Source organism: Aequorivita aquimaris (genome assembly GCF_001573155.1).
GTDB lineage: Bacteria > Bacteroidota > Bacteroidia > Flavobacteriales > Flavobacteriaceae > Aequorivita > Aequorivita aquimaris.
The window spans coordinates 125035-141210 of the sequence record NZ_JRWG01000003.1; the positions used below are offsets into that span (position 1 = coordinate 125035).

The following is a 16176-nucleotide window of genomic DNA, read 5'->3' on the forward strand; positions in this document are numbered from 1 at the left end:
AAGTTATTAGGTTAATGAGTAATTTGAAAAAAGACTATTTTTCAAAGTTTTGGTTTGATGATAAAGATAAGAAGTTATACTGAATCAATTAGCTCAGTACCTGTATAACTAATTAACTTTTTATCTTAAACCGCCCCGTTTTTCCATCGAAATCAATAGTTTCTTTTGGAAATAATGTATCAAACCGTCCGGCCTCAATCAGCTTGCACGGATCATCGAAATAGGTTTCATTCTTTGCCATCACCAGCATCTTGTCGGTAAGTTGGATAGCCAAATCTATTTCGTGGGTCGAAAAAAGAATCGTCTTTTGCGTTTCCGAGGCTAACTTTTTCAATAATTTCAGAATATAGGCACGGTGGTAAATATCCAAATGCGTTGTTGGTTCGTCTAGAATAATTAACGGCGTGTCCTGCGCCAATGCTCTCGCTATCGCCACCCGCTGCATTTGGCCATCGCTCAGTTCAAAACATTTTCTATTTGCAAGGGTTGCAGTTTCGGTTGCTTCCAGCGCAGCTTGAATTTCTTTTTTATCTGCTTCGGAAAGTGAACCCATCCAATTTGTGTAAGGCTGTCTGCCCAAGGAAACCAGCTCCAGCACCGACAGGTTTTTTGAGGCAGGGGCTTCGGTCAAAACAACGCTTAAACGGGTTGCGAGTTGGAAAGCGGAATAATCCGAGATATTCTTCCCATTTAAAAAAACGTCACCTTTTAAAGCAGCCTGCATACCCGTTAATGTGCGCAGCAAGGTGGATTTACCAATTCCATTAGCACCCACGAGTCCTACCAATTCCCCTTTTTTAATGGAAAAATTGATTCTATCGGCAATTATAAGATTGTCGCCTTTTTTCGAATAACCCACCGCAAGGTTTCGCGTTTGTAAAATACTATGTTTTTCTTCCAAAGCCATTAAAAGAAAAGTTTTCGTTTGCGTACCAACAGCCAAATTACCACCGGCGCGCCTACCAGTGAGGTGATGGCGTTTATGGGTAACGTAAATTCGCTGAAGGGCAATTGTGCTACCGTATCGCAAATTAACAATAATAAACTTCCGCACAGAAGCACCGCAGGCAAAAGCACAAAATGATTTGATGTTTTAAAAAATTGGCGCACCAAATGTGGAACGGCCAATCCCACAAATGCAATTGGGCCCACAAATGCAGTAATGCTTCCCGCAAGAATACTGGTTGCGAGAATGATTATAAAAGTGGTTCTTTTAATGTGTAGCCCCATACTTTTGGCATAATTTTCACCTAAAAGTAAAGCGTTTAAAGATTTACTGCTGAAAAAACTAAGTGCCAAACCAGCCAAAAAACAAATCGTCAGAATCAAAACGCCCTGCCACGATTGGTTTCCCAGACTTCCGAAAGACCAAAAAATGTACTGCTGCAATTGTTCCGCATTGCTGAAATAGGAAAGAACCGAAACCACCGCTGTTGTCACGCTCCCGAACATCAATCCAATAATCAAAATTGCCATAGTATCCTTTATTCTGAAGGTAACCGCCAACACGGCCAGCAACACCAAAAAGCTTCCCAATGCCGAAGCTATTACAAGGCTCCATTGGCTTAACAATAGGGTCCCAAAAAATCCTCCGAAGGCGCTAGCGCCCAAAATTAAAATAGCAACTCCCAAACTTGCTCCACTGCTCAGCCCTAACACAAAAGGTCCAGCCAGTGGATTGCGGAATAGCGTCTGCATGAGCAATCCCGACACGGCCAGTCCGCCCCCAGCGAGCATCGCCGTCAATGCCTTTGGGAGGCGATAGTCAAAAATTATAAAACGCCAGGTTTCTTTTGAGGCGCCATTTCCTATAAATAATGAAATTATTTCGTCAAGCGGAATTGAAACCGACCCCATTCCCAAATTCATCAAGAATGCCGCGAGGAGAGCGACAAAGAGCACCGCAAATTGCAATCTGTATGTTTGGCTAACCTGCATTAATCGAGTTTGTTGAAAAAATAAAGTTGGTGCTCCTGGAAAAGTTCTGGATGTAAGATTTTTATTAAATCCTTTAAAACCAAATCAGGTCTGTTGGGTGCCAATTCATAATAAATAACGCCGCCAGTCTGGCCTTTTTTCATGCTATACGAATATACATTTCCCGTTTTATAAGCTTTAAATTGCGTATAAACCTGACTGGCGTTTTCCATTTCGTCCAGTGAAGTGAACTGGCCGGGCCCAATCCAAAAATCGGCGTCGTGGCCCTTTTCCAAAACCGATTCCAAATTTAAGGAAAGACTGCCCGTACCTGATGTGTCGCTCCAGAGATAATTGCCATTGGCGTCGGTTATAAACTGTGCGCCCCAGCTATTGCCCTGTGGCATATACCACACATCCTTATACATTGCACCACTGATTACGGAGGGTGTTGTCTTGGCTTCGTAAGCTATTTTTTTTGCGGAGAGATATTCGGTCTCAATATTTCTGAAAACGCTATCTGCTTCTTTTTCTTTGTTGAAAAGCGCTCCGAAAAATTTAATCCATTCGGCTTTTCCCAAGGGGGAAGTCTCTGTCCAATCTGAATTGTAAAGTACGGGAATGCCCGATTTCTGAAGCGTTGAAAAGGTAGAATTGTTTCCGTCAACTGCAAACCCAATCACCGCATCGGGATTTAGGTCTATCAAAATTTCGGTGTTCAAATCTTCGTTTTTTCCCAGTTCGGCAATTTTTCCCTCGGCGATTTTTTGGCGCGTTTTTTCCGAAGAAATATAATTCAGATTCGGAAAACCGATTAAGGCGTCCAGTTCGTTTAACATTTCCAAAGAAGGAATATGGGTAGTGGAGGTGACTACAATTTGCTTTACCGGAACTTCCACCACAGCATCGTAATCCTCAGGGTTTTGAAGGGTAGTGTTCTTTTCAATTAAAGCATATTTAAATGTCCTGTCCGTTCCCGGCCAAGGGTTTTTCAATGTTATGGTTTTATAGCCTTCAAAAGTGCTTATTTCAAAACCTTGGGCGTAATTAATTTCCTTCTCTTTCGTGGGAATATCAGCAATTTCAGGAGTTTTTTCAGTTTCAGTTTTACAGGAAACAAAGGCTACGAAAAAAAGTAGTTTGAATAAGTTCTTTTTGAAATAAAGCATTGTTGGGTGTTTTTTACACAAAGTTGCACAAAGGTATCACAAAGTTTCAGAAAGTGTTAATTGATTTCCTTTGCTATTATGAAGTTAAAAAACTAAAGGACAAACTTCGTGAAATAACTTTTCAATCCTTCAAAAATTACCACTATCTTCGCGATGAATTTTGGTGAGCAATTTTCCACCACGGAAAAAGCTCTTAAAAGGGAATTCGGTTAAAATCCGAAGCTGTTCCCGCAACTGTAAGTCGTCCCGAAGTATTTTCGGGCGTGCATGCTTCAAAAACCACTGTTCGCATATAGCGGATGGGAAGGTTGCACAAAAAGACAAGCCAGGAGACCTGCCAGATTCATAATATAAAACGTCAAACTTTCGGGATAAAGGTTGCAGTATGAAACTAAAGGGTTACCATATTTTTTTCACTATTTTTCTGTGCACGGCCTCGGCGTTTGCGCAGCTTGACAGTATTCAGCAGTTGCCCGAGGTGATGTTGACCGATTCCAAACTCGTGCATTTTTCTAAAGGTTTCAAACTTGAAAAATTGGGTGATTCCCTAATTGAGCGAAATGCAACTTCACTTACCGAGACGCTACGTTACAATTCAAACATATATTTTAAGGAAAACAGTTTTGGAATGGTTTCCTCCCCGTCTTTCCGCGGAACCAATGCCGCTCAGACTGCCGTAATCTGGAATGGTATCAATATAAATTCGGTATTTACCGGACAGACCGATTTCAATGTAATTTCACCTTTAAATTATGAAGAAATCGCAATTAGAAGTGGCGGCGGCGGGGTGCAATACGGCAGCGGTGCCGTGGGCGGAAGTATTCACCTGAACAATACGTATTCATTCAAAAAAATACATAGTACTAAAGTTGGCCTGCTTTACGGGAGTTTTGCGACCCTTGGTGGAACGGCCAGTACAACTCAAACTTGGGGTGACCATTATTTGAACGTGGGCGTGGATTTTATCAGTTCCGATAATGATTATGAGTATGTGGGGAAGAATCAAAAAAATACACACGGTGAGTTTTTGCGCTTTTCGGCAAAAATTAATGAGGCCCGTAAACTAAAACGCGGGGTGGCCACCTGGAATTCTGAGTACAGTTACAACAATCGGAATTTTTCGGGCAGCTTAAACACTGTGGGAAAGGATGGCTACAATGATATTGCTACGCGGAACCTTTGGCAAATCCAGCAGGAAATGGGAGTTTTCAAGATGAAAATAAGTGCTGCGCATCTTTTTGAACAGTTTAAATATTTTCCCGATAGTGATAAACCACTCTATGACAAGGGGCGTGCAAATACCTTTATCAGCGGCCTTCAAACGGAAGTTTTGCTCTCTAAAAAATTTCGAATAAATAGCAAGATTGAATATACTTATGTTACAGCACAAGGCAGTAATGTGGGAGAAAACCACCGCAAAACACTGGCCGCCGTTTTGTTGTTCAACCATAAAATTTCAAGGGATTTTAGTTATGGCTTGAATCTTCGGAAAGAATTCCTGAACGGTTTTGACAACCCTTGGCTCTTTTCCGCAGATGCGAAATGGGATGTTTCAAAAAGTTATTCCCTGCGCGTGAATGGCTCAAAGAATTATCGCATTCCCACCTTTAACGATTTGTACTGGTATGGCGGCGGAAATAGTAATCTGCAACCTGAAACTTCCTATCAAGTGGAACTTGGGCAGGAAATAACCTTCGGCAATTTGAAGACTGACATAGCGGCTTACTATATTTCTTCCGAAGATTTAATAAAATGGGTGCCCATAAGCGGAAGTGTATGGGAGCCAATAAATATTCAAGAAACCCGAAATTATGGAATTGAGGCGACCCTGGGCTATTTTATAAAATTGGGTCCGCAACACTCGTTGGATTTTAGCGCGAATTATTCCTATACCAAGGCAGAGGATTTGGAAAAGAAAAAGCAGCTAATTTACGTGCCGTTCCAAAAGGCTGGGGGTACCGTGGCTTACGATTTTAGAAAACTTTCAATATACGCCCAAGGATTGTTCAATGGCGAAGCCTACACAACTACGGACAACAGCAGCAGTGTTGCAGGCTATACGGTTTTTAATTTTGGCGCTTCGGTCGCACTGCCATTTGAACCGAACCTTACCGTTGGCGGCAGACTCAAAAATGCCTTCAACACCTATTATGAAAATGTGGCGTACCGGCCTATGCCTTCACGAAATATTCAAATATTCTTAAACCTTAAAATATAATTAAAATGAAAATGATGAATAAAGTATTTTTTTTAGCAATTACAGCGCTATTTTTTGTGTCTTGTAGCAATGATGACGATAGCCAGCCAGAATACGTGCCGGCGGCGTTTGAAAAGGGAATTTTAGTAACCAACGAAGGTCCTTTTGGCAATGGAAGTGGCAACATTACCTTTATTTCTGAAGATTACAGTACGGTTACGCAAAATATTTACAGGACCGTGAACGGAACGGAGCTTGGGAACATTGTTCAATCCATGGGTTTTCAAGATGATAATGCATATATAGTGGTGAACAATTCAAACAAAATAATGATTGCCAATAGATATTCCTTTGAAGCGGTCGATTCAATTAAGACCGGTATTAACAATCCACGTTACTTTATGGGAACAGATGGTAACAGGGGATATGTAACCAATTGGGGCGACCCCAATGATAACGGCGACGATTTTGTGGCGGTAGTGGATTTGCGCAACAATACCATTGCTGCTACCATTCCTGTTGCCTTTGGACCAGAACGTATGGTAACTTACAATAATAAAATTTACGTGGCGCACCAGGGCGGTTACGGTCAAAATAATTTAATTTCTGTAATTTCGGGTACCAACCTGGAAAATACCATTACCGTGGGTGATGTTCCGAACTCAATGGTTGTTAAAGGTAGTTCACTGTTTGTACTTTGTGGCGGAAACCCAAGTTATACCGGCAACGAAACCGCAGGTTCGCTCGTTGAAATTGACCTTGCAAACGGACAGGTTTTAAATACATACACTTTTGGCACGACGGAGCACCCAACCAACCTAACGATGGACGGTAATAGCTTTTTCTATTCTTTGGATGGAAACGTTTATAAGTTAAACAGCAGTTCCATTTCCTTACCCGGAAATGATATCATAGCCGGTTTTTTCTACACTATGGTTGCGAAGGATGGCCTCCTATACGCAACGGACGCTGATGACTTTGCGAGCAGAGGTTCATTAAAAATTTATGATTTATCAACCAATCAACAAATCCAGGATTTTCAGGTAGGCATAGTACCCGGCGGCGTCTATTTTAACGAGTAATAATTTTTCATATATAAAATGAAGCTCCGTTAAACTATATAAATTTAACGGAGCTTCATTTTAATAATAACTAGTTTCCAATCATTTTTCCGAAAAGAGGAGAAGAGGCCTTACTGTCTGAAATTTCCTTTAAATGCGGACCTTCTTTTTGGGAAGTCATAGGTCTTCCTGCAATTTCGAATAAAGCCGCAGCCAGCAGTGGTTCATTTTCGTCACCCAATTGCCCTAGATTGAAATAATTTTCCTGCAATGGAATCTGCGGAAACAAACCTTCTGTAAAATCTGTGTTTCCAGCAGCATTGGCTGTTTTAAACACCAAAGGAAGCATGGCATAAGTATGGTTCGGATTTGCCTCACTTCTGCTAAACTGTGGTGCGGGCGCATCGTATAACAAAAACGAAGCTTGAAATTTTCCTGTGGTTGTATCACCCACCTGAACAGCATCTATATAGGGCTTTAGTCCGTTCAAAACCAATTCGCTGGCCGAAGCACTTCTTCTGGTGGTAATAATATAAACTTGTGAAAGGTTTAGACTGCTAATGGAACTTCCATTACTAATGGTACTGTCAAAAAGACCATTTTCAGCATAGTCAGCTTGTCTATCTTCATTCCAGAATTCTTGATAAAAAACCTGCCCGTTAAATTGTCCAGTTATCATACTGGCTAGATCTGTCGCAGTTTCAACAGAACCGCCGCCATTGTATCTAAGGTCGAGCACCAAGCTGCTCACTCCATCAGCTTTAAACTGAGAAAAGGCATTGTTAAGTTCGGTATCATAATCTTTTATGAAACCGTTATACATTAAATAGCCTATTTTGTTTCCGTTGACGGTAAGTGTTTCAGCTTTATATACAGGGTTTTCATTGTATTGTGTTTTGTTCAAAAGAGCAGTTTCTCCCGTAAGGGTAAAATCAGCCCCATCGTAAGTAGCGAGCCCAATGGTATAAGTGTTTGGCGCAAGCAAGTCGTTGTAATTGTTTTCATTCAATTGTTGACCATCTATTGTTGTAAAAATATCACCCCGTACCAAACCTTGTGATTGGGCATCGGTATTGGGAAGCACGTAGCGCACGTACCCAAAAACATTTCCGCTGTTGTCTGGATAATAAACCAAACCAAACTCCATGCCGTTGCTTAAGGTTATCCCGCTAAGTGCATTCTCAATAAGTGTGTAGTCGCTATAAAGATTACTGAAACGATCCTGGGATGACAACAAATAGTCAAAAAGAGTCTCGGGAGTTTCATAATTATTTAAAAAGCTGTTTAGCTCATCCTGGTTGGCAAAAGCATCATTCGCCAGTTCTGGAGTGTCCGCTTTATATAGATAAAAATAATTAAGGCCTCGGTAAATAAAATTCTGAATGTCTATGGTAGATGCAGGTTGAAGGTTATCATCAGCATCTTCAAAACACGAAACATAAAGTACGGAAACGATTAAAAGGGAAATGAAAATTCTTTTCTTCATAAATAGGTTTATTAAGGTATTCTTTTTAAACAGGTAAACTAGGGATTATATTGCAATGGTAAAAATATGCTTTTTTAGTCGAAATTATTTTGAGACTTTATATAGTCTAAAATTTTGTCGAAAATTCAAGGATAAAATTTCAATGTAACAAAAATAGAACACATTCGTCATTTAAAATAGACGGCACAACAACCAACAACCAACCAAAATGGAAAAAAGCGAGTTTATTACTTTAATAATGCCCTTTAAGGATAAGCTGTACCGTTTGGCGAAACGAATCTTGGTCTCAAAAGATGAAGCTGAGGATGCGGTACAAGAAGTGTTTTTGAAATTGTGGAACGGAAAAAAAAACATTGAAAATTATAAAAATCCTGAAGCATTTGCAATCACAATGACTAAGAATTATTGCTTGGACCGTTTGAAATCGAAACAGGCATCAAATTTGAAAATTGTGCATAACAACTATCAAACTTCAGAAAATATTGAAAAGAAAATTGAAGCAAATGACGGGGTTGAAATTGTTTTCAAAATAATGGAAACTTTACCGGAGCAACAACGAATCGTTCTCCAATTGCGCGATGTAGAACAATTTGAGTTTTCAGAAATAGCGCAGATGCTTGATAGTAACGAAACCGCAATACGAGTGGCACTTTCCCGGGCCCGCAAAACAGTTAGGGATGCAATGATAAAAAATTATAATTATGGAATCAGTTAAAATAAAACAATTGCTTGAGGCCTATTTTGAAGGCACAACCACCCTTGCAGAAGAAAAATTGTTACAAGACTATTTTAATAATGAAAGGGTTGCGGATGATTTAGTTCAGTATCAGCCAATTTTTGCAGGTCTAAAGGCTGCAAAATCAGAACGCTCTACCAGAACATTTGCCTTGCCTGAATCAAAACCACAAAGCAATAAAGCCTGGTGGTATTCCATAGCCGCAATGCTTGTTGTAGCGTTTGGGGTGGGTGGTTTTTACCTTTCTCAACCCAATTACTCCCAAGAGGAAAAAGAGGCTTTGGAGGCGTTTGAAAAAAGCAAACAAGCAATGGTGCTGCTTTCTGAAAACCTAAATAAAGGTACAGAACAGCTTACCGTTGTGGGCCAATTTGGAAAAACAAAAGATAAAATTTTTGAATAATAAGCTTTAAAAATAAACAATAACTTAATAACACTTATAAACGATGAAAAAAATAGCAATAGTAATAGCACTGGCAATAGCGCCTATGATTTCGTGGACTCAGAACGCTTTTGATTCCTTTGAAAACGAAAAAGATGTAACCTCTGTAGTAGTTACCAAAAATATGTTCAAACTTTTGAGCAAAATGGATCTTAATTCCACCGATCCAGAAGCGCAGGCATATTTGAAAATGGTAAACGATCTAGACAACATTAAAATTTTTACCACCGATAATCCAGCCGTTTCACAAAAAATGGATGCCGCTGTGTCAAAATATGTTTCTACTTCTAAAAATTTAGGTGAATTGATGCGCGTAAAAGAAGATGGCAGAAATATAAAATTCTACAGCAAAGAAGGCAAAAATGAAAACTTTGTAAGTGAACTGTTGATGCATATGGATGGAATTGTGGACGGAAAACCCACAACCGTTATTATGAGCATCACCGGAAATATAGACTTAAAGCAAATCTCAAAATTGACAGAAGATCTAAAAGTTCCCGGTAGCGAAGAACTTAAGAATATTGACACCAAGAAAAAACAATAACGATGGCATCATTACTGAAATATTTTATGGCTTTAATATTGGGTGCACTAGCATTGGTCTCCTGTAGTGACAAATCTTTGCAAAAGTATTTGGTTGAAAAGCAAGACGATGACAAATTTGTAAAAATGGACATAGCAGCAAGTTTGCTTCAAGGAAACACCAGCAATTTTACACAAGAAGAGAAAGACATTCTGAATACTATTAAAAAAGTGAATGTTGTTGCTTATCCTATTGTGGAAGGTGATACAGCCGATTATGAAATGGAACGTCAAAAGTTAAAAAACATCTTAGACCAGGAGCAATACAAAGAGCTTACCCGTATTAAAAGCAATGACTGGAATGCAACCCTAAAGTATACAGGTGAAGAAGATGCTATTGATGAGGTGATTGTTTTTGCGAGTGATGATAATCGTGGTTTTGCGGTTTTCAGGTTGTTGGGTGAAAATATGCGCCCTGACCAAATGTTGAAACTAATGAAATCTGCTGAACGAGGCGATTTGGACGTCTCTAAACTCGAAGGTTTTGGAAAAATATTTAAAGATTAAATTAGTTGATTAATAGTCGAAAAAGGCTTCTTCCAAATTTGGATTGAAGCCTTTTTTATTGGTCTATTTTTTAAATTCCAGTGTAGTTTCCGGGCGTTATGTTTCTCATTTCCTGTTTAACGCTTTCAGGTACTTCCAGCGTTTCGATGAAATTTGCAATTGAAGTTTGGTTAATGCGTTCATTAGTACGGGTCAATCCTTTTAAAGCTTCGTAAGGGTTTGGATAGCCTTCTCTTCTTAAAATGGTTTGGATAGCTTCGGCTACTACAGCCCAGTTATTCTCAAGGTCCTCTGCAAACCTCGATTCGTTCAACAATAATTTGTTCAAGCCTTTTAAAGTAGATTGAAAAGCAATAAGTGTATGCCCAATGGGAACACCAATATTTCTTAAAACGGTACTATCAGTAAGATCACGTTGTAATCTACTTATAGGAAGTTTTGCGGCAAGATGCTCAAAAAGCGCATTTGCAATTCCCAAATTACCTTCACTGTTTTCAAAGTCTATAGGGTTTACCTTATGTGGCATGGCGCTGGAACCAACTTCCCCTTTTTTAATTTTTTGTTTGAAATAATCCATGGAAACGTAGGTCCAAATATCCCTGTCCAAATCAATCAAAATATTGTTGATTCGTTTCAAACAATCAAAAAGAGCAGCCATATGGTCATAATGCTCAATCTGTGTGGTAGGGAAGGAGTGGTGCAGCCCTAACTTATTTTGTACGAATTTTTTTCCAAACGCTCTCCAATCAATATCTGGATAAGCTACTTTGTGTGCGTTAAAGTTACCTGTTGCACCGCCAAATTTTGCAGCACTTTTTATATCGTTCATCAAATCAAACTGTTCCTCAATTCTCACAATAAAAACCTCTATTTCCTTTCCCAAACGGGTTGGAGAAGCAGGTTGCCCGTGCGTACGTGCAAGCATGGAAACTTCGGCCCAATCTTCAGAAAGTGCCTTCAGTTTATTTTTCACTTCCATCAAGAGCGGTACGTAAACGTTGTTGATGGCATCTTTCAGCGAAAGCGGAATTGCAGTATTGTTGATGTCTTGTGAGGTCAGTCCAAAGTGGATGAATTCTTTGTATTTCTGAAGATTTAAAGCGTCAAACTTTTCTTTTATGAAGTATTCAACAGCTTTTACATCGTGATTGGTCACTTTTTCGGTTTCCTTGATTTTTATGGCGTCCTGCACAGTAAATTCAAGGTACAAGTCTCTTAACTTTGAAAAGTTTTTTTGCTCAAAATCATTTAATTGGGGAAGTTCCAGTTCTACCAAGGCAATAAAATATTCAATTTCCACTTGCACGCGATAACGGATAAGCGCTTCTTCAGAAAAATAAGGAATAAGGCTGGAAGTTTTTGATGCGTATCTGCCGTCTATTGGCGAAATGGCTTGTAATGCGTTGGTATACATGGTTCAAAATTTAAAAGCGCAAAGATACGAAACGCCAACGAGTTATAAAGAAGGGGTGTTGGTTTAAAATTTTCCATTTCATTTTGATCTTCAGACTTAACAAAATGTCAACAAAAGACTTTTTTAAGATAATGGTTAGTTAAAAAAATAAATCGCTTTGCAATTTTATGATTTTGTTGGCTTTCAAAAGTTTGATATGAAGTTAACTTTAAGAGTGAAAAGAAAAATGATTTATTAATTTAAACAAATTGCTATGAGTACACAAAATCAGAATGAGCAATGGAATCCTCAAAATGAACAACAAAATCAACAGAGGAATCCTCAAAACAGACCACAAAACCAGCGTCATCCAGAAGAAGAGGAAGAATAATGGTTTTTTTGAAATTGAGTATCCGTTTTAAGGATACGGCGAAACCCCTTAATCAGCACAATGAGAAAGGGGTTTCTATTGTGGGGATAAAAAGGAAAGAGTGGATTGGTAAATATATTGAAAAATAATCGTTTTGTGGTAGTTTACAGATGATATATGTTAATTTAAAAGAATATTAATTAATAATTTAGCAAGATTGCGACAAATAATTTAGACCATGAGCAATAAAGGAAATCCAAAACTTAGTGTAGGTAAAGGTGCCCAAAGTGAACATCATAACGAGCCAGATGAAAAAAGCTACGTTAAAGATAATACCGAGTCCGACAATACTGAAAATGAAAAGGATGGCAATGATTATTTAGAACAAAAGTGGAAAAAGATAGCTTCAGACTTTAATAAAAACTACAATTTAAATATAAACGTCTCTGAATTTAAAGATGAATCCTTTTCAGAAACTTTAAAAAAGCTTGAAAATAAAACCGGAAAATCTAGAGCCCAACTGGAAAAAGAAATAAAAAACTGGAAATAGCAGTTGTACCTACATAACGCAACTGTAAAACCCTTCCAACGTCGCTGCACGGAAGGGTTTTCTTTTTTAAATAAAAATAATAATTTAAAAAAAAGATTTTGGGTTAATGATTTGTCTTTTTGAGTTAAAAAAATATCGCTAACTAAGCTATTTTAGCAACATTAAAGAATTGCTATGAAGGAGGAAACTCCAGTCGGAATTTATTTTGACTGGGGTTTTTTATTTATCCTTGGTGCTTTTTGCGAAATTCGGAAGGTGATATATTATACTTTTCCTTAAATATTTTCGAAAAATAGCTTTTACTGCTTAACCCAATTGCATTTACAATTTCAGAAATATTAAGATCCGTTTTGGTCAAAAGATTGTAAGCTGCATCAAGCCTTGTTTTCTGTACATAATTATTTACAGTGGTGCCATATAGTTTTTTGAAACCTTCTTGCAGCTTGTTTATATTCAGTCCCGCTTCACGTGCTAAGTTCTCCACTGTGGGTACATCTGAAATATTGCTTTCTATAAGACTGGAAATATGGTTTATCTGTTTCAATTCCGTAGAGCGAATGAGCGTGCGGCTCCCTTCGTCTTTTTTATCATCTTGATATTGAAGAATCTGATGCGTTAAAATTTGATAGGCCATGCCTTCCAAAAACAGTTTACGAGTAAAATTTTCATCAGTAAAATCAACCATTTGTGTCAAGATATCGGCAATGTTAAGACTGTAATTTCCACTGTGATAGAATGCTCCGTTGGCTTTAATATCCTTAAATAATTGCTCTAGTTCGTCATCAAGACTTTTTATGTCGCATTCCATTTTGGCCTGAAATTTTTCACGTTCTATTTCCAAGCTGTTCACTGTTATACGTTGGTTGGCTTCAAACAGTAATACATGGCCGTTGTGCTTACTGCTGGCTACAATGGCGTTTTGGTATTGCTTAATCTCGTGCAAGTTTTCTTCATTCTCAAAACGGTGCTGTAATGTGCCGCTTACTGTATAAAGAAATTTTAGCGGATGTATTTGGTTTACTACAAAATGTATTTCCATATCTTCCTTGAAAAGACAATTGTATTGGATAAGGCCTAGCCCGCCTTCAAAATTAATCCCGCGAATAGTACCCTCGCCAACAGATTCGGGCAATTGCAATAAATATTCGCCGCAATTTTCAGAATAGGAAATGTTGAAAACTTTTGCTATATCCCTTATAACATCCTTTAGGGGAAGTGAGTTAACTTGAATGGAATTCATCTGGAGGTTGTTTTGTTAAGCCAAAATACAACTTACATTTGAAATGCAATGTTCTATATCCGTACATAGTTTAACTTAAATGCAATTATAAAATATAATATTCTGTTTAATAAAGGGTTATAAAAAATATTTTAATAAAAAAACCGCTATAGTAAGTGAGCGGTCTTTTTAAAAAATTTTTCTAAAACTATTCATAATATCTTTTGCGTTTTTTTCGCTTCTGCATGAATACGGAAATAAGCAAACAAGCTCCTAAAACATAGAAAAAAGTTTTGGCGGGTTCAATTGGGCCAAATCCCAATCCTAAAAAACCAAGGACAGCGGCCACCACGGTTAAAAATAGAAAAAGGATGGTCCAAAGCATGACGAGGAGTTTAGTGGGTTATAAATTATTAATTGTCAGTGTTATAAAGGTATTCAATTATTGATTTTTCAACTAATTTATTTCCACTTATTTTTAACTCATTTAAATAATTGCAGCCATATTAGTTTAAATGTGTTTTCAAATTATTGCTAAAACTCCTTTTTGAAAATTTTTGATATAAAAGAATGAATTATTATTTAAACGGCCCCGTCCATAACCTCTTGTACCACCTCTGGGTTCAGCAAGGTAGAAATATCGTCTAGATTGGATGTGTCCTTTTCTGCAATCTTTCTGAGAATTCGGCGCATGATTTTGCCACTTCGGGTTTTGGGCAATCCTGTAGTAAACTGTATTTTATCAAGTTTTGCAATCGGACCTATATGTTCGGTAATAATCTGGTTTATTTCTTTGCGTAAATTTTCGTGCAGACGGCTTTCACCGATTTCTTTTAAAATAACAAATCCATACAGCGCATTACCTTTCACGTCGTGTGGAAAGCCTACAATTGCACTTTCCGCCACGGCCGGATGTTCGTTTACTGCGTCTTCAATAGGCGCAGTGCCCAGGTTATGACCAGAAACAATTATAACATCATCTACACGGCCTGTGATACGATAATAGCCTGTACTGTCGCGCAATGCTCCGTCACCGGTGAAATATTTGTTTTTAAAAGTCGAAAAATATGTTTCATGATAGCGTTCGTGATTGCCCCAAATGGTTCGGGCCATTCCAGGCCAAGGATATTTTATGCACAAACGCCCACTAACGAGGTTGCCTTTAAGTTCATCACCATTCTCATCCATCAGCGCGGGTTGTATACCGGGCAATGGTAGTGTGGCATAAGTGGGAATGGTGGGTGTAGAGTAAGGAATTGGCGAAATCATTATCCCGCCAGTTTCGGTTTGCCACCAAGTATCTACAATGGGGCATTTTCGTTTCCCGATGTTTTCATCATACCAATGCCAAGCTTCCTCGTTTATGGGTTCACCCACACTGCCTAAGATTTTTAAGGAAGAAAGATCATAGTTTTCAGAAAAATCCAACCGTTCCTTTGCTAACGCCCTAATTGCAGTGGGAGCAGTATAAAACTGACTAACCTTATGTTTTTCCACAACCTGCCAAAACCTGCCAAAATCAGGGTAGGAGGGAACACCCTCAAACATTAGAGTGGTGGCGCCATTTGCCAACGGTCCGTAAACTATATAACTGTGGCCCGTAATCCAGCCAATATCTGCTGTACACCAATACACATCATCTTCCCTATATTGAAATACGTTTTTAAAAGTATATGCGGTATAGACCATATAGCCAGCTGTGGTATGTACCATTCCCTTGGGGCTTCCCGTACTGCCAGAAGTATATAGAATAAATAATGGGTCTTCAGCGTCCATAATTTCAGGCACGCAATCGTGATAGGCCTCGTCCAGTAGCGGTTGTAACCATTTGTCGCGATTTTTTTTCATTGTTATTTCAGTATGAGTACGCTTGGCTACCAACACGGTTTTTATACTTGGGCAGGATTCCAATGCCTCGTCCACAATTCCCTTTAAATCAATAGTTTTATTACCGCGATAGGAGCCATCACTGGTAATAACCATTTTGCATTCTGAATCGTTAATTCGTGTAGAAAGTGCGGTGGAGGAAAAACCAGCAAAAACTACTGAATGTATAGCGCCAATCCGGGCGCAGGCCAATAATGATATCGCTAGTTCAGGAATCATAGGGAGATAAATACAAACTCTATCTCCTTTTTTTATACCCTGTTCCAACAGTACATTTGAAAACCTGCAGACACGTTCATGTAAATCTTTGTAAGTTATATTTTGCGCTTCTTCAGCGGGATTGTTCGGTTCAAAAATTATTGCTGTTTTGTCGCCTCGGGTGTAGATATGTCGGTCTATGCAGTTTTCGGTAATGTTCAGTTTAGCACCTTTGTACCAAGAAACCTCAGGTTTAGCTAGATCATACTCCAACACTTTATTCCATCGATGGCGCCAAAGAAAGTTTTCCTCTGCAATTTCCTCCCAAAAGTTTTCCGGATCACGGACCGATTTTCTATAAACCTGAAAATATTCTTCTAAATTTTTGATGTGGTAGTTGCTCATTGTTTTAAGATTTTGCGCAGTAACTCTGAAATAATTGAAAAGGATTCAGAAATATAT

General features: G+C 38.6%; 14 protein-coding genes and 1 riboswitch. Of the genes, 7 read left to right on the forward strand and 7 right to left on the reverse strand.

From position 1 onward, the window contains the following. Positions 1-112: 112 nt before the first annotated feature. The 3 genes from LS48_RS05920 to LS48_RS05930 are packed head-to-tail and all read right to left on the reverse strand — an operon-like array spanning position 113 to position 3086. A complete protein-coding gene (locus LS48_RS05920; RefSeq protein ID WP_062620981.1) occupies positions 113-907 on the reverse strand; it encodes an ABC transporter ATP-binding protein in 795 nt (264 codons plus the stop codon). Then, complete coding sequence (locus LS48_RS05925) at positions 907-1938, reverse strand: iron chelate uptake ABC transporter family permease subunit (RefSeq protein ID WP_062620982.1); 1032 nt, start codon at positions 1936-1938, stop codon at positions 907-909. The genes LS48_RS05920 and LS48_RS05925 overlap by 1 nt, the downstream gene beginning before the upstream one ends. Next, positions 1938-3086 (reverse strand): ABC transporter substrate-binding protein, encoded by a 1149-nt coding sequence (locus LS48_RS05930; RefSeq protein ID WP_062620984.1) that lies wholly within the window; start codon positions 3084-3086, stop codon positions 1938-1940. Before LS48_RS05930 ends, LS48_RS05925 begins: the two co-directional genes overlap by 1 nt. A gap of 143 nt (positions 3087-3229) precedes the next feature. After that, positions 3230-3442: riboswitch (cobalamin riboswitch) on the forward strand. Positions 3443-3471: 29 nt separating this feature from the next. Here LS48_RS05930 and LS48_RS05935 point away from each other — a divergent pair. Beyond that, positions 3472-5304, forward strand: a complete 1833-nt coding sequence (locus LS48_RS05935) for a TonB-dependent receptor (RefSeq protein WP_062620985.1) — start codon at positions 3472-3474, stop codon at positions 5302-5304. An 11-nt stretch (positions 5305-5315) separates the two neighbouring features. Beyond that, positions 5316-6365, forward strand: a complete 1050-nt coding sequence (locus LS48_RS05940) for a YncE family protein (protein ID WP_131459810.1) — start codon at positions 5316-5318, stop codon at positions 6363-6365. A 70-nt stretch (positions 6366-6435) separates the two neighbouring features. On the opposite strand, the gene LS48_RS05945 is transcribed toward LS48_RS05940, so the two are convergent. Then, on the reverse strand, positions 6436-7830 hold the full coding sequence (locus LS48_RS05945; protein WP_062620987.1) for a GFO_1087 family putative carboxy terminal peptidase: 1395 nt from the start codon (positions 7828-7830) through the stop codon (positions 6436-6438). A gap of 208 nt (positions 7831-8038) precedes the next feature. Between LS48_RS05945 and LS48_RS05950 the strand changes: the two genes are divergently transcribed. From LS48_RS05950 to LS48_RS05965, 4 genes are read left to right on the forward strand one after another with little or no spacing between them, the layout of a single operon-like run. Next, entirely contained in the window at positions 8039-8545 is a 507-nt protein-coding gene (locus LS48_RS05950) for a GFO_1088 family ECF-type sigma factor (RefSeq protein ID WP_062620989.1), read from the forward strand. Then, a complete protein-coding gene (locus tag LS48_RS05955) occupies positions 8532-8969 on the forward strand; it encodes a PG0215 family putative anti-sigma factor (RefSeq protein ID WP_062620991.1) in 438 nt (145 codons plus the stop codon). Before LS48_RS05950 ends, LS48_RS05955 begins: the two co-directional genes overlap by 14 nt. A gap of 43 nt (positions 8970-9012) precedes the next feature. Next, a complete protein-coding gene (locus tag LS48_RS05960; RefSeq protein ID WP_062620993.1) occupies positions 9013-9552 on the forward strand; it encodes a GFO_1090 family protein in 540 nt (179 codons plus the stop codon). A gap of 2 nt (positions 9553-9554) precedes the next feature. Next, entirely contained in the window at positions 9555-10097 is a 543-nt protein-coding gene (locus LS48_RS05965) for a GFO_1091 family lipoprotein (protein WP_062620995.1), read from the forward strand. 70 nt (positions 10098-10167) lie between these two features. Here the strand turns inward: LS48_RS05965 and purB are convergent, their stop codons facing one another. Beyond that, positions 10168-11511, reverse strand: coding sequence for an adenylosuccinate lyase (purB, locus tag LS48_RS05970; protein ID WP_062620997.1), 1344 nt, complete (start codon positions 11509-11511; stop codon positions 10168-10170). Between the two features lie 587 nt (positions 11512-12098). Here purB and LS48_RS05975 point away from each other — a divergent pair. Then, entirely contained in the window at positions 12099-12410 is a 312-nt protein-coding gene (locus tag LS48_RS05975) for a hypothetical protein (RefSeq protein WP_062620998.1), read from the forward strand. 223 nt (positions 12411-12633) lie between these two features. Here LS48_RS05975 and LS48_RS05980 read toward each other — a convergent pair whose 3' ends face one another. After that, positions 12634-13650: a helix-turn-helix domain-containing protein gene (locus LS48_RS05980; protein ID WP_062621000.1), complete on the reverse strand. Its 1017-nt coding sequence runs from the start codon at positions 13648-13650 to the stop codon at positions 12634-12636. 561 nt (positions 13651-14211) lie between these two features. Further along, the gene (gene acs / locus LS48_RS05985; RefSeq protein ID WP_062621002.1) at positions 14212-16119 is read right to left on the reverse strand and encodes an acetate--CoA ligase; all 1908 of its coding nucleotides are present in this window, start codon (positions 16117-16119) and stop codon (positions 14212-14214) included. Positions 16120-16176: the final 57 nt, after the last annotated feature.

What these genes read in the sequence shown, in the direction of transcription:
- LS48_RS05975 (WP_062620998.1), top strand. Translation starts at nt 12,099, where the DNA reads ATGAGCAATAAAGGAAATCCAAAACTTAGTGTAGGTAAAGGTGCCCAA.
- LS48_RS05955 (WP_062620991.1), top strand. Translation starts at nt 8,532, where the DNA reads ATGGAATCAGTTAAAATAAAACAATTGCTTGAGGCCTATTTTGAAGGC.
- LS48_RS05940 (WP_131459810.1), top strand. Translation starts at nt 5,316, where the DNA reads ATGATGAATAAAGTATTTTTTTTAGCAATTACAGCGCTATTTTTTGTG.
- LS48_RS05920 (WP_062620981.1), bottom strand. Translation starts at nt 907, where the DNA reads ATGGCTTTGGAAGAAAAACATAGTATTTTACAAACGCGAAACCTTGCG.
- LS48_RS05945 (WP_062620987.1), bottom strand. Translation starts at nt 7,830, where the DNA reads ATGAAGAAAAGAATTTTCATTTCCCTTTTAATCGTTTCCGTACTTTAT.
- LS48_RS05930 (WP_062620984.1), bottom strand. Translation starts at nt 3,086, where the DNA reads ATGCTTTATTTCAAAAAGAACTTATTCAAACTACTTTTTTTCGTAGCC.
- acs (WP_062621002.1), bottom strand. Translation starts at nt 16,119, where the DNA reads ATGAGCAACTACCACATCAAAAATTTAGAAGAATATTTTCAGGTTTAT.
- LS48_RS05960 (WP_062620993.1), top strand. Translation starts at nt 9,013, where the DNA reads ATGAAAAAAATAGCAATAGTAATAGCACTGGCAATAGCGCCTATGATT.
- purB (WP_062620997.1), bottom strand. Translation starts at nt 11,511, where the DNA reads ATGTATACCAACGCATTACAAGCCATTTCGCCAATAGACGGCAGATAC.
- LS48_RS05935 (WP_062620985.1), top strand. Translation starts at nt 3,472, where the DNA reads ATGAAACTAAAGGGTTACCATATTTTTTTCACTATTTTTCTGTGCACG.
- LS48_RS05965 (WP_062620995.1), top strand. Translation starts at nt 9,555, where the DNA reads ATGGCATCATTACTGAAATATTTTATGGCTTTAATATTGGGTGCACTA.
- LS48_RS05980 (WP_062621000.1), bottom strand. Translation starts at nt 13,650, where the DNA reads ATGAATTCCATTCAAGTTAACTCACTTCCCCTAAAGGATGTTATAAGG.
- LS48_RS05950 (WP_062620989.1), top strand. Translation starts at nt 8,039, where the DNA reads ATGGAAAAAAGCGAGTTTATTACTTTAATAATGCCCTTTAAGGATAAG.
- LS48_RS05925 (WP_062620982.1), bottom strand. Translation starts at nt 1,938, where the DNA reads ATGCAGGTTAGCCAAACATACAGATTGCAATTTGCGGTGCTCTTTGTC.